The organism is Lysobacter soli (assembly GCF_003382285.1).
Classification (GTDB): Bacteria; Pseudomonadota; Gammaproteobacteria; order Xanthomonadales; family Xanthomonadaceae; genus Lysobacter_J; species Lysobacter_J soli.
Map to the genome: position 1 here is coordinate 89776 of NZ_QTJR01000010.1, position 13072 is coordinate 102847.

The 13072-nt window shown below is 67.1% G+C and carries 10 protein-coding genes; 4 read left to right on the forward strand and 6 right to left on the reverse strand.

Annotated features, from left to right (window positions below; genetic code table 11):
• Positions 1-69 precede the first annotated feature (69 nt).
• The 6 genes from DX912_RS13680 to dnaA form a co-directional block, all read right to left on the reverse strand.
• The gene (locus DX912_RS13680; RefSeq protein WP_115843168.1) at positions 70-1284 is read right to left on the reverse strand and encodes a tetratricopeptide repeat protein; all 1215 of its coding nucleotides are present in this window, start codon (positions 1282-1284) and stop codon (positions 70-72) included.
• A gap of 125 nt (positions 1285-1409) precedes the next feature.
• Positions 1410-2216, reverse strand: coding sequence for a M48 family metallopeptidase (locus DX912_RS13685; RefSeq protein ID WP_115843170.1), 807 nt, complete (start codon positions 2214-2216; stop codon positions 1410-1412).
• 132 nt (positions 2217-2348) lie between these two features.
• Positions 2349-4814, reverse strand: coding sequence for a DNA topoisomerase (ATP-hydrolyzing) subunit B (gyrB, locus tag DX912_RS13690; protein WP_115843172.1), 2466 nt, complete (start codon positions 4812-4814; stop codon positions 2349-2351).
• A gap of 133 nt (positions 4815-4947) precedes the next feature.
• Positions 4948-6045 (reverse strand): DNA replication/repair protein RecF, encoded by a 1098-nt coding sequence (recF, locus tag DX912_RS13695; protein ID WP_115843174.1) that lies wholly within the window; start codon positions 6043-6045, stop codon positions 4948-4950.
• A 79-nt stretch (positions 6046-6124) separates the two neighbouring features.
• Positions 6125-7225, reverse strand: a complete 1101-nt coding sequence (gene dnaN / locus DX912_RS13700; RefSeq protein ID WP_115843176.1) for a DNA polymerase III subunit beta — start codon at positions 7223-7225, stop codon at positions 6125-6127.
• 300 nt (positions 7226-7525) lie between these two features.
• Positions 7526-8860 (reverse strand): chromosomal replication initiator protein DnaA, encoded by a 1335-nt coding sequence (gene dnaA, locus DX912_RS13705; protein WP_115843178.1) that lies wholly within the window; start codon positions 8858-8860, stop codon positions 7526-7528.
• A gap of 426 nt (positions 8861-9286) precedes the next feature.
• Between dnaA and rpmH the strand changes: the two genes are divergently transcribed.
• The 4 genes from rpmH (at position 9287) to mnmE (ending at position 13056) form a co-directional block, all read left to right on the forward strand.
• A complete protein-coding gene (gene rpmH / locus DX912_RS13710) occupies positions 9287-9427 on the forward strand; it encodes a 50S ribosomal protein L34 (protein ID WP_031374044.1) in 141 nt (46 codons plus the stop codon).
• A gap of 58 nt (positions 9428-9485) precedes the next feature.
• A complete protein-coding gene (gene rnpA / locus DX912_RS13715; protein ID WP_115843180.1) occupies positions 9486-9920 on the forward strand; it encodes a ribonuclease P protein component in 435 nt (144 codons plus the stop codon).
• A gap of 14 nt (positions 9921-9934) precedes the next feature.
• Entirely contained in the window at positions 9935-11632 is a 1698-nt protein-coding gene (gene yidC / locus DX912_RS13720) for a membrane protein insertase YidC (RefSeq protein WP_115843182.1), read from the forward strand.
• 86 nt (positions 11633-11718) lie between these two features.
• On the forward strand, positions 11719-13056 hold the full coding sequence (gene mnmE / locus DX912_RS13725; protein ID WP_115843184.1) for a tRNA uridine-5-carboxymethylaminomethyl(34) synthesis GTPase MnmE: 1338 nt from the start codon (positions 11719-11721) through the stop codon (positions 13054-13056).
• The last annotated feature ends 16 nt before the right edge of the window (positions 13057-13072 follow it).

Consider the following 13072-nt stretch of genomic DNA (forward strand, 5'->3'; position numbering starts at 1 on the left):
GGGAACCTCCTAGCATATACCAATTCGCGTCCGTGTAATCACACAAATCGGTAGATTCGCTTTGCCGAATTACTTACCCGGCAGGGCGAGAATCTTCTTGGCGTCGTCGGGCTTCTTCACGCCCTTGGCGACGGCCTGCTTGGCGGCTTCCTTGGCCTCGGGGATGCGGTCTTCCTGCCACAGGACACGGGCGAGATTCAGGTAAGCCTCGCCATCGGGCGCCAGCGGAGCGGCCTTCTTGTAGGCGTCGATCGCCGGGCCGGCCTGGTCGGAGAAATAGTACGCCTGCGCCTGTGCGAGGTACGTCTGGTAGTCCGGCTTGAGGACGCCCTTCTGGATACCGTCGTTGATGACCGCGATGGCTTCCTTCTCCTTGCCGTCCATGTTCAGGTACGTGGCGTAGAGCTGGCGGTATTCCTTGTCTTCGGTGAGCTGGCCGGAAGCGCGCAGCTTCTCGAGCACGGCGGCCGACTTGTCGTACATCTCGCCCTGCTGGTACACGGCGGCCAGGTTGAGCTGGGCGCGCTTGTCGTTCGGGTTCTTGGCGGCGACGGCCTCGGCCATCTTGGCCGCTTCACCGGCGTTGCCCGACTCGGCGTAGGTCGCCATCAGCAGCTGCTGCCACTCCGGCTTCGGAGTCGGGCTGGAATCGATGGCCTGCTTGAGGACCGTCGCGGCTTCCGGGTAGCGCTCCAGGCGGTACAGGGCGTTGCCCTTGACCACCAGCTGCTCCGGCTTGGTGCTCTTGGTTTCGTTGAAGAAGGTATCGAGCGTCTTCAGCGATTCGGCGTACTGCTCGTCCTGCAGCTGCAACTGGGCGAGCATGTACATCGCGCCGTAGTGGCCGTTGTTGTCCAGACCATTGAGTTCGATCGCCTTGCGCAGGTAGTTCTTCGCAGCGGCCGTATCGTCTGCGTCGTAGGCGATCTGCGCGGCCATCTGCGCGGCGAACGCGCGGTCGTAGGCGTTGAAGGTTTCCGTCGCGATGATTTCGTCGGCGGCGGCGCGAGCCTCGGTGCCCTTGTCGTCGTCGTACAGGCCCATCATCTTCTGCAGCTTCTGGCCGCCCTTCGACGAGGCCTTCGCCTCGACCTGACGGGTCGCCTGCGGGTATTCCTCAGCCGGCTTGGCGGACTTCTGCTTGCCTTCGGCCTGGCGTGCGCGGCGCTCCTCGGCGCGCTGCTGCGCGGACTGGGCATTCACCTGGCTGACCGCACCGAACACCAGCACCGCGCCAATGGCCGCGGCCAGGATGCTGCGGTTACGGAGGGAGAACTTGTTCATCGAACACCTCAGATCTGCTGCCGCACGCGGGCGCGCGCGGGACGATGGCACCGGGGCCAGGGGGGCGTCACGCTAACAGAAACGCGCGGCGCTGCGATACGGGGTTGTGTGCCGGATTTGCAGTCTTACGAACCGCACTTCGGCGTATGGCCGGACGCGCGCGCCTGCTCGAAAGTGGGCATGAGGCTGCCCGCGCGCGCACCGAGTTCGTTGATGCGCGACTGCGGATCCGGGTGGGTCGAGAGCCACTGCGGAGGACGGCTGCCGCCGGCGGCAATCATGTTCTGCCAGAGATTCACGGCCTGGCGGGGGTCGAAGCCCGCCTTCGCGGCCAGCTGCTGGCCGACGACGTCCGCCTCGGTTTCCTGCGTTCGCGAGTTCGGAAGCAGGTAGAAGGTCTGCGCCGCGGCGCCGCCGATCTGGCCGGCTGCATTGCCGGCACCTGAACCGTAGGCACTACCGAGGATCGCACTGCCGATGCCGAGCAGGGTCGAGGTGCCCTGCTGCTTGGTGATGCGCTCGTCGTGGTGACGCGAAACGACGTGGCCGATCTCGTGCGCGATGACCGCCGCGAGCTGGTCCTGGTTCTTGGCCACGGTGAAGATGCCGGTGTTCACGCCGATCTTGCCGCCCGGCAGGGCGAAGGCGTTCGGGGAATCGTCCTGGAAGACGGCCACTTCCCACTGCGTCTGCCAGCCGGCTGGCAGCTGCCGGGTGATGGCGTCGACGACGCAGCGCACGTAGGTGTTCTGGCGCGCGTCGGTGCTCAGCTTCTCCTTCGCCTTTGCTTCGGCGAAGGCCTGTGCGCCCAGCTGGTTGAGCTGCTCCTGCGAGACCGCGCCGACGTACTGCGTGCGTCCGGTTGGCGAGGTCGTGGTGGCGCAGGCGACCACGAGGGTGGCGATGGCGAGGCCGAGCAAAGCGCGTTTCATCGATTCACCCTGAAGAGGAGGCTTGAGGCTGAAGGGGGTTGTATCGCCCGCCGGATTAACACTTCGTCAATGCCTGAACACGCACACGCAGCGCTTCCGGGGCACGAAGCCCCGGAGGGGTCACCCGACGCATCACACGTCGAGGTTGGCGACCTTGAGCGCGTTGTCTTCGATGAACTCGCGGCGCGGTTCGACGACGTCGCCCATCAGCGTGCTGAAGATCTGGTCGGCGGCAACCGCGTCCTCGATCCGCACCTGCAGCAGGCGGCGGGTCTCCGGGTTCACCGTCGTGTCCCAGAGCTGCTCGGGGTTCATTTCGCCCAGGCCCTTGAAGCGCTGGATCTGGCGGCCCTTCTTGGCCTCTTCCAGCAACCAGGTCTGCGCCTGCGCGAAGCTGTCGATGGGCTGCGCGCGATTGCCGCGCACGATCTGCGCGCCCTCGCGGATCAGGCCGTGCAGCTGCGCGGCAGCTTCACGCACGGTGCGCAGTTCGCCAGCTTCGAAGATCGACAGCGGCAGCACCTGGGTGAGTTCCTCGCCCATGTGCAGACGCTTGACCAGCAGCGCGGGCTGGCCGGCACCTTCGTGCAGTTCCAGCGTGTAGCGCGGCTTGCCGAGTCCGCCACGGTTGAGGCGCGCCTCGAGCGCATCGAACTCGCGACGCAGCGCGGCGTGGTCGGCCAGCGCGGCGGCATCGAGCGGGATCGAATCGATCAGCGCTTCGATGACGCTCGGGTCGTAGCGATGCGCGTTGCGGCCGATGGCCTCGCGTGCGCTCGCGTAGGCGAGCAGCAGCTTCTCCAGCGCGGCGCCTTCGATCGCCGGCTCGCCCGTGGCCGGCACGAGCGAGGCGCCTTCCACGGCGTTGTTCGCCAGGTACGCGTCGAGCGCCGCGTCGTCCTTTAGGTACAGCTCGTTCTTGCCCTGCTTGATCTTGTACAGCGGCGGCAGGCCGATGTAGACGTGGCCGCGCTCGATCAGCTCCGGCATCTGCCGGTAGAAGAAGGTCAGCAGCAGCGTGCGGATGTGGCTTCCGTCGACGTCCGCGTCGGTCATCAGGATGATGCGGTGGTAGCGCAGCTTGTCCGGGTTGTACTCGTCCTTGCCGATGCCGGTGCCCAGCGCGGTGATGAGCGTGCCGACCTCGGCGCTGCCGAGCATGCGATCGAAACGCGCGCGCTCGACGTTGAGGATCTTGCCCTTGAGCGGAAGGATCGCCTGCGTCTTGCGGTTGCGGCCCTGCTTGGCCGAGCCACCTGCGGAGTCACCCTCGACGATGAACAGTTCGGAGAGCGCCGGATCTTTTTCCTGGCAGTCGGCGAGCTTGCCCGGCAGGCCCGCGATGTCGAGCGCGCCCTTGCGGCGCGTGAGATCGCGCGCCTTGCGGGCGGCTTCGCGCGCGCGCGCGGCATCGACGACCTTCTCGCAGATCGCGCGGGCTTCCTGGGGGTGTTCCTGCAGGAACTCTTCCAGGCGCGCACCGAAGGTCGCTTCGACCACCGGCTTCACGTCGGAGCTGACCAGCTTTTCCTTGGTCTGCGAGGAGAAACTCGGGTCGGGCACCTTCACCGACAGCACGGCGATCATGCCTTCGCGCATGTCGTCGCCCGACAGGCTGATCTTCGCCTGCTTTGCGATGCCGTTCTGCTCGATGTAGTTGGACATCGTGCGCGTCAGGGCAGCGCGGAAGCCGGCGAGGTGCGTACCGCCGTCCTTCTGCGGGATGTTGTTGGTGAAGCAGAACATCGTTTCCTGGTAGGCGTCGGTCCACTGCAGGGCGACGTCCACCGTGATGCCGTTCTGTTCGCCGGACACCGAGATGACATTCGGGTGCAGCGGATTCTTCAGCTGCGCCAGGTGCTCGACGAACGAGCGGATGCCGCCGGCGTACTGGAAGACGTCGCGCTTGCCTTCGCCGCGCTCGTCGACCAGCGTGATCTTCACGCCCGAATTGAGGAACGACAGCTCGCGCAAGCGGCGCGCCAGGATGTCGTAGTGGAACTCGATGTCGGTGAAGATCGCCGCGGACGGCTTGAAGCGCAGGCGCGTGCCGCGCTTGTCGGACGCTTCCAGCTGCTTGAGCGGAGCCACGGGCTCGCCCAGCGCGTATTCCTGATGGTGGTGGAAGCCGTCGCGCCACACGTCGAGCCACAGGTGCTCCGACAGCGCGTTGACCACCGAGACGCCCACGCCGTGCAGGCCGCCGGAAACCTTGTAGCTGTTGTCGTCGAACTTGCCGCCGGCGTGCAGCACGGTGAGGATCACCTCGGCCGCGGAGACGCCTTCTTCCTTGTGGATGTCCACCGGCATGCCGCGGCCGTTATCCAGCACGGAGACCGAGCCATCCACATGGATCGTCACCACGATGTCGTCGGCATGGCCCGCCAAGGCTTCGTCGACCGAGTTGTCAACGACCTCGAACACCATGTGGTGCAGGCCGGTGCCGTCGTGCACGTCGCCGATGTACATGCCCGGACGCTTGCGCACGGCTTCCAGACCACGCAGCACGGTGATCTTGCTGGAGTCGTAGGTCTGGGGAACGGCGGGGGTCGAAGCGACGGACGGATCTTGCGAGGGATCGTGCTCGATGTGGGTCATGCGGCGACAGGCTCCGTCGACGCGGTCCGCGGCGGGGCCGGGCGCGTCAAGACACATTAGCTATACAAACCGGGAGTATAACAGCCGGCGTTCGGGCGCTGGACAACCCGCCGTCGGACGTCAGGCGGCGGGCTCAGCAGGTGGTGATGGCGCCATGTTCCACGTGGAACCGGTGCACCGGAAAGTCGGACGGGAGGCCAGGCGGGGCTTCGGTGCCGGTGATGAACACCTGGGCACCACTGGATTGGAGGCGCGCCAGCACCCTTCCTTGATGGTGGCGATCGAGCTCGGATGCAAGGTCGTCGAGCGCGACCACCGGCCATTCGCCTTGTATCTGGTCGTGGTGTTCAGCCTGAGCGAGCAGGGCCGCCAGCGCGGTGAGCTTCGATTGGCCGCGGGAGAGCGCCTCGCGCCCCGGCAGGTTCGCGAACATGACCCGCCAGTCCGCCCGATGTGGCCCCACACCGGTGTAGCCGGCGGCAAGGTCGCGCTCGCGGGACAGCAGCAACGCATCGGCGAGCGACATCTCGTCGCGGCGCCAGCCGGGTGCGTACTCGAGGCGACTCAGGCCCAGCGCCGGGGCCAAGTCCGACAACAACGGCTCGAAGCGCACTTGGAGGAGGTCAAGGTAGCGCTCGCGGAAACGGCTGAGCGGTTCTCCGGCCTCAGCGAGTTCGTGATCCCAGGCATCGAGCTGGGCGTCCCGGGCCCGGGCTTTGAGCAGCGCGTTCCGCTGCTTGAGGGCACGGCTGTATCGGCGCCACACCGGGAGGAAGTCTGGTTCCACGTGGAACAGCCCCCAATCGAGGTAGCGCCGACGGGACTCACCGCCGCCGGTGATCAGCGCATGGCTCCCGGGTTCGAACGTCACCACGGCCAGCGCTGCGCAGAGATCCCCGAGCTGGGCGACGTTCGCGCCGTCGAGGCGACCGGTCCAATCCTGGCCGGTGTGACGAAGCCCGGCTTTCCGATGGCGTTCGTCGTCGCCCGAACGGCCCGTCCTTTCCCGCCATTCGACGAATACCTCCAGGCCGGCGTCACCCGCCCGGATCAGCCCGTCGCGTACGCGTCCACGGAAGCTGCGGCCGTAAGCCATCAGATGCAAGGCTTCGAGCACGGTCGTCTTGCCCGCGCCGTTATCGCCGGTGATGAGGTTCAGGCCGGGGGCAGGGTCGAGGCGGAGATCCTGGAAGCGACGCAGATGGCGCAGCTCGAGTCGGGTGACGTGCATCGGGACAAGTTTAGCGGAGGCCGAAAACAGAACGCCCGGCACGAGGCCGGGCGTCGATGTTTCACGTGGAACGCGTGAATCAGAGTCGCAGCGGCATCACGACGTGGCGGCAACGGTCGTTCGCCGCCTCACGCACCAGCGCCGAGGAGTTGGCATCGCGAAGCATGATGACCACGTGCTCGTCCTTCAGCGAGGTCAGCGCATCCAGCAGGTAGTTCACGTTGAACCCCACTGCCAGGTCGTCGACGCGCGTATCGGCCTCGACCTCTTCCTGCGCTTCTTCCTGCTCCGGGTTGTGCGCGCTGATCTTCAGCTGGCCCGGAGAAACTTCGAGGCGGACGCCGCGGTACTTCTCGTTGGACAGGATCGCGGCTCGCTGCAGCGAGGCGCGAAGGACCTCGCGATCGATCCGCACCTCACGGTCGGCACCGATCGGGATGACCGCCTCATAGTCCGGAAAGCGCCCATCGATCAGCTTGCTGGTGAAGGTGACATCGTCCCGCTTCACGCGAAGGTGGCCACGGCCCATTTCCAGCTCGAGCTCGCGCTCGCCGCCTTCCAGCAGGCGCTGCAGTTCCTGCACGCCCTTGCGCGGCACGATCAGCTGGCGCTTGGTCAACGCGCCGTTGTCGAGCGGCGATTCGCACAGCGCCAGGCGATGGCCGTCGGTAGCTACGCAGCGCAGGCTGGCTTCACGCAAGTCGAACAGCAGGCCGTTGAGGTAGTAACGGACGTCCTGCTGGGCCATCGCGAACGCCGTGCGCTCGATCAGTTCCTTCAGTGCGGCCTCGGGCACGCGGACGCGCTCATTGGCTTCGACCTCGTCGATCGACGGGAAGTCGTTCGCCGGCAGGCTCGACAGGGTGAAGCGGGAACGCCCGGCCTGCACCGTGATCTTTTCGGCCGACTGCGAGACGGTGACCTTGCTGCCGTCCGGCAGGGCGCGAACGATCTCGAACAGCTTGCGCGCGGGGATCGTCGTTTCGCCGTCCTGTGCGTCATCCACCAGAACGCGCGAGACCATCTCCACTTCCAGGTCGGTACCGGTCAGCGAGAGCTGGCCGTCCTTCACCTGTACCAGCAGGTTGGCCAGGACCGGCAGGGTCTGGCGGCGCTCGACGACGTTGACGACCTGAGCGAGCGGCTTGAGAAAGACTTCGCGTTGAAGGGAAAAACGCATGCGGACCCCGTCCCCGTGCCATTACTAAGTATGTGGAATAAATCAAAAGCATGGTGGTGATGGTGTCGCCGGAAATCCGGGAAAACCATCTCAAGCTCTTGATAACCAAGGTTTTTCTTGCTTGTGAAACTTCGGTAGAACTGGCCGGGCAACCGGCGGACAAACTGTGGACAACTCTAGCGCACGGCGCGAGGGCCGAAACTGTCCACAACTTGTGCCCGCACCATACACGGCTTGCCCCGTGCGGACGGGGATAAGTATGTATCGGCGACCGTCGCTTTGCTGCGGGCCGCCGATGCATCACTCGCTGAGCTTGCGGATCAGCTTGTCCCAGTCTTCGCGCAGCTTGCCGTCGGTTTCCATCAGCGTGCGGATCTGGCGGCACGCGTGCAGCACCGTGGTGTGGTCGCGGCCGGCGAACGCGTCGCCGATCTCCGGCAGGCTGTGCTCTGTCAGCTCCTTGGCCAGCGCCATCGCCATCTGGCGCGGACGCGCCAACGAGCGCGTGCGGCGCTTGGACAGCAGATCCTTCATCTGCAGGCCGTAGTAGTCGGCCACGGTCTTCTGGATGTTCGGGATGCCGATCGCCTGCTGCTGCGCGCGCAGCAGGTCGCGCAGGGTTTCCTGCGCGAATTCGACCGTGATCGCACGGCCGGTGAAGTTGGCGCGCGCGGCGAGCGTGTTGAGCGCGCCCTCCAGGTCGCGCACGTTGCTGCGCATCTTCTTGGCGAGCAGGAACGCGACTTCCTCGGGGATGTGCGCGCCGCGTTCGCGCGCCTTGCTCAGCACGATCTGCGCGCGCGTCTCGAAGTCCGGTGGCTCGATCGCCACGCTCAGGCCCCAGGCCAGGCGCGACTTCAGGCGCGGCTCCAGGCCTTCGACCTCGCGCGGATAGCGGTCGCAGGTCAGGATGATCTGCTGCTTGCCGTCGAACAGCGCGTTGAAGGTGTGGAAGAACTCCTCCTGCGTGCGGTCCTTGCCGGCGAAGAACTGGATGTCGTCGATCAGCAGCGCGTCGACCTGCTGGAACTGGCGCTTGAACGCGTCCATGGTCTTGTCCTGCAGCGACTTCATCATCGCGCTGAAGAACTGTTCGCTGCGCAGGTAGAGCACGCGCATGTTCGGATTCGCCGCGCGCATCGCGTTGCCGGCGGCGAACATCAGGTGCGTCTTGCCCAGGCCCGTGCCGCCGTACAGCAACAGCGGGTTGTGCGCGCGATCGCCGGGCTTGAGCGAGGCCTGCCACGCGGCGGCGCGACCGAGCTGGTTGCTGCGGCCTTCGACGAAGTTCTCGAAGGTGTAGTGGTTGTCCAGGTGGCCGTTGAACGGCTCGCTCGGTGCGGCGCGCACCGGCGCGACCAGCGTGGCGGCTACGGCTTCCGGCACCGGCGCGGCGGCGCGCGGTAGGGAGCCGATCTCCAGGCTCACCTCGTCGCTGCCGGCGAAATGCGCGAGCAGCTCGCGGATGCGCGGCAGGTAGCGCTCGCGCACGTGTTCGACCACGAACGCGTTGGGCGCGTAGAGCACCGTGGTGTCGTCTCGCCGCGTCGCCTGCAGGGGCTTGAGCCAGGTGTGGATATCCTCGGGCGGAAGTTCGGCTTCGAGGCGTTCGAGGCAGCGGGGCCAGGCATCCATCGGTTCGGGAATCTTCGTCTCTTGTGCGTCCGGCGCCGAAGCACCGGAAAACCGCGGCGAAAAGCATCCCGCCGCGCGATGCACGGATCGCGGCGAACGGGTCTGGGGGTAGGGGCAGACTATCACCGCGACCGGGCGCGGAACAGGACTTGTCCACAGGTGGATTAACAGGTAGTCCACAGGCGTTCGCCGGCACAGCCGGCTTCGCCTCCCAAAGTTTGCAGTGCAAACTTCGCGCCCCGTGGCGTGCGTTCCCATACCCCGCTTCGCTGCGCGAAGCGCCCCCTAACTTAGGGGACTGGCTTTGCTTCGTTTCCCGGTGGGTCGCTGCGTCGGAAGCGAGCCGGGTCAAGGACGGTTGACCTGGCACTCCCCGGGCCGCTAGAATCCGCGGTCCATTTTGCCGTTTACGCATCGAGCCGAACCATGGCCACCAAGCGCACCTACCAGCCCAGCAACCTCAAGCGCAAGCGCGACCACGGTTTCCGTGCCCGCATGGCGACCGCCGATGGCCGCAAGATCCTGGCCCGTCGTCGCGCCAAGGGCCGCAAGCGTCTTTGCGCCTAAGCGTCGCCGCTGCCGCTCCGCGCGGCAGTCGCACACCGGCCCTCGCCGGTAGCAGCAGATGACATCGGCCCGCTTCCCGCGCCGCGCGCGGGTTCGCGCGAAGTCCGATTTCGACCGCATATTCCAGCACGGACGGCGCACGGCGCTGCCCGTGCTGGCTTTGCATTGGCTTCCCAGTGACGTGCCTGCACGCATGGGTCTGGCCGTGTCCCGCAAGGTCGATCCGAACGCCGTCGGTCGCAATCGCATCAAGCGCGTTCTTCGCGATACCTTCCGTCGCCTGCGCGGGCAACTCGCCGCGGGCGACTACGTCGTGGTCGCGCGTCCGGCCGCACGCCAGGCCAGCGGCCCGGAACTAGTCGCGGCCTTCCAGGGTCTGCTCCACCGCAGCGGGGCCCTCGCGCCCGACGCCGCGTTGCCCCTGTCACCGGCGCCCGGCACAATGCCGGCCGCTTCCCCTTCCGCCCCAGCGCCGCACGTCGATCGCGGCTGAGCAGCCTGTCGCCCATGAACCAGACCCGCGTTTTCCTGATCTTCGCCTGGCTGATGGTGGCGACCCTGCTGTGGATGGAATGGGGCAAGGAGAAGGCCGCGCCTGCCGCTCCCGCGCAGACCACGACCACCGCCGCGACCGCGACGGACGCCAGCATCCCGACCACGGCCAGCGCGCCGGGCGCTGTCCCGGCCGCGCCGAGCGTCCCCGGCACCACGCCGACGGCTGCCGCCACGCCGGCCGCCGCGCCGAGCGTCACCGTCACCACCGACGTCCTGAAGCTCGTGCTCGACGGCGGCGAGATGCGCCAGGCCGACCTGCTGCGATATCCCAGCACCGCCGACGACAGCAGCGCACCGGTGCGCCTGTTCGCCACCGATCCGGCCAACTACTTCGTCGCGCAGAGCGGCTGGGTGAGCCAGGGCGGCCAGGCGCCGACGCACCAAGCCGGCTTCGTGCCCGAAGGCGGCAAGACCGATTTCACGCTCGCCGATGGCGCCAACTCGCTCGAGGTCCCGTTCGTCTGGACCGGCAGCGACGGCGTGACCATCCGCCGCACCTACACCTTCACGCGCAGCAACTACGTCGTGCAGGTGCGCGATGAAGTCATCAACGCCAGCGCCCAGCCATGGCAGGGCTTCGTCTACCGCCAGCTGAGCCGTGTGCCGCGCGCGCTGGTTAAGAAGGGCCCGATGAGCGCCGAGCAGTACAGCTTCCAGGGCGCCGCGTGGTACTCCAGCGCCGACAAGTACGAGAAGCGCAAGTACGACAACTTCGTCGAGGACGGCCCGCTCAACAAGCAGGTCACCGGCGGCTGGATCGGCATGCTCCAGCACCACTTCTTCGCCGCCTGGATCCCGGGCTCGAACGACACCACGACCTTCTCGCTCGCCACGCCCAGCGGCACCGGCGGCACGCAGTACCTCATCCGCGAAGTCGGCCCGGGCGTCACCGTCGCGCCGGGCGCGAAGGCCGAAACCACCGCGCGCCTGTGGGTCGGACCGAAGCTGGTCAAGGCGATCGAAGCCCAGAACGTGCCGGGCCTGGACCGCGCGGTGGACTTCAGCAGCTACAGCATCATGGCGACGATCGCCGGCTGGCTGTTCTGGGTGCTGGAGAAGATCTACGGCCTGGTCGGCAACTGGGGCTGGTCGATCGTCGGCCTGGTGTTCCTGATCAAGCTCGCGATGTACCCGCTGTCGGCCGCGCAGTACAAGTCGATGGCGAAGATGCGCAAGTTCCAGCCGCGCATCGCGCAGCTCAAGGAGCGCTACGGGGACGACAAGCAGAAGTTCCAGATGGCGATGATGGAGCTGTACAAGAAGGAGAAGATCAACCCCGTCGGCGGCTGCCTGCCGATCCTGCTGCAGATGCCGGTGTTCCTGGCGCTGTACTGGATGCTTTCGGAGTCGGTCGAGCTGCGCCATGCGCCGTGGATCGGCTGGATCACCGACCTGACCTCGCGCGATCCGTTCTTCGTGCTGCCGATCATCAACGTCGCGATCATGTGGTTCACGCAGAAGTTGAACCCGACCACCGGCATGGATCCCATGCAGGCCAAGATGATGCAGTTCATGCCGCTGGTGTTCGGCGTGATGTTCGCCTTCTTCCCGGCCGGCCTGGTGCTGTACTGGGTCACCAACGGCGCGCTGGGCCTGCTGCAGCAGTGGTGGATGGTGAAGAAGTACAGCGAGCAGCCGGCGAAGGCGTAATCCGCCGCGCCCGTTCGCACGAAGCCCGCCGGAAGGCGGGCTTCGCATTTGTGCCGCCGCTACCTCCGTTCTGCGACCATGACGCCATGACCGATCGCGACACCATCGCCGCCATCGCCACCGCGCCCGGCGCCGGCGGCGTCGGCATCGTGCGGCTGTCCGGGCCGAAATCGCGTGCGATCGCCGAAGCGCTCGCCGCGCGCGAACTCGTACCGCGTACGGCGCACTACGTGCGTTTTCGCGACGAGCACGACGAGACCATCGACGACGGCATCGCGCTTTATTTCGCCGCGCCCGCCAGCTACACCGGCGAGGATGTGGTGGAACTGCAGGCGCACGGCAGTCCCGCCGTCCTGCACGAACTGGTCGCGCGCTGCGTAACGCTCGGTGCGCGCCGCGCGCGGCCGGGCGAGTTCAGCGAACGTGCGTTCCTCGAAGGCCGCCTCGACCTCGCACAGGCCGAAGCCGTCGCCGACCTCATCGCCGCGGCCGACGTGCGTGCCGCACGCGCCGCACGCCGTGCGCTCGACGGCGAGTTCTCGCGCCGCGTCGATGCCATCGCCGACGAACTGCTCGCGATCCGCGTGCACGTCGAAGCCGCGATCGACTTCGCCGACGAGCCGATCGACACGCTCGGCGGCGAGCAGCTCCGCGTCCGCCTTCGCGACAACGCGCTCGCCCTCGACGACCTGCTGAAGGCCGCCGAACGCGGGCGTCGCCTGCGCGACGGCCTGCATGCGGTGATCGTCGGGCCGCCGAACGCCGGCAAGAGCTCGCTGCTCAACGTGCTGGCCGGCAGCGAGCGCGCCATCGTCACCGACATCGCCGGCACCACGCGCGACCTGCTGCACGAAACCATCCGCATCGACGGCGTCGAGCTCACGCTCGTCGACACCGCCGGCCTGCGCGAAGGCGGCGATGTGATCGAGCGCGAAGGCATGCGCCGCGCGCGCGGCGAGCTGCAACGTGCGGACCTCGCGCTCGTGGTACTCGATGCGCGCGATCCGGAAGGCGGCCGCGCAGCGGTGATCGACGCCATCGCCGAGGTCCCGCTGCGCGTGTGGGTCCACAACAAGGCCGACCTGCTCGACGCCGACACGCGGCAACCGCAGGACGCCCTGAACGTCTCCGCCCGTACCGGCGCCGGGCTGGAGTCGCTGCATGCACGCCTGCGCGAACTCGCGCAGGGCAACGCCGATGCGGCCGGCGAGGGCGCCTTCACCGCACGCGCGCGGCACGTCGATGCGCTGGCGATCGCGCGCGAACACCTTGCGCAGGCAAGCATCGAACTCGATCGCGAAGCGCTCGACCTCGCCGCCGAATCGCTGCGCCTCGCGCATGACGCGCTCGGCGAGATCACCGGCCGCGTGCACGCGGATGACCTGCTCGGCCACATCTTCTCGAGCTTCTGCATCGGCAAGTAGCGCAGCGCCCTTGACC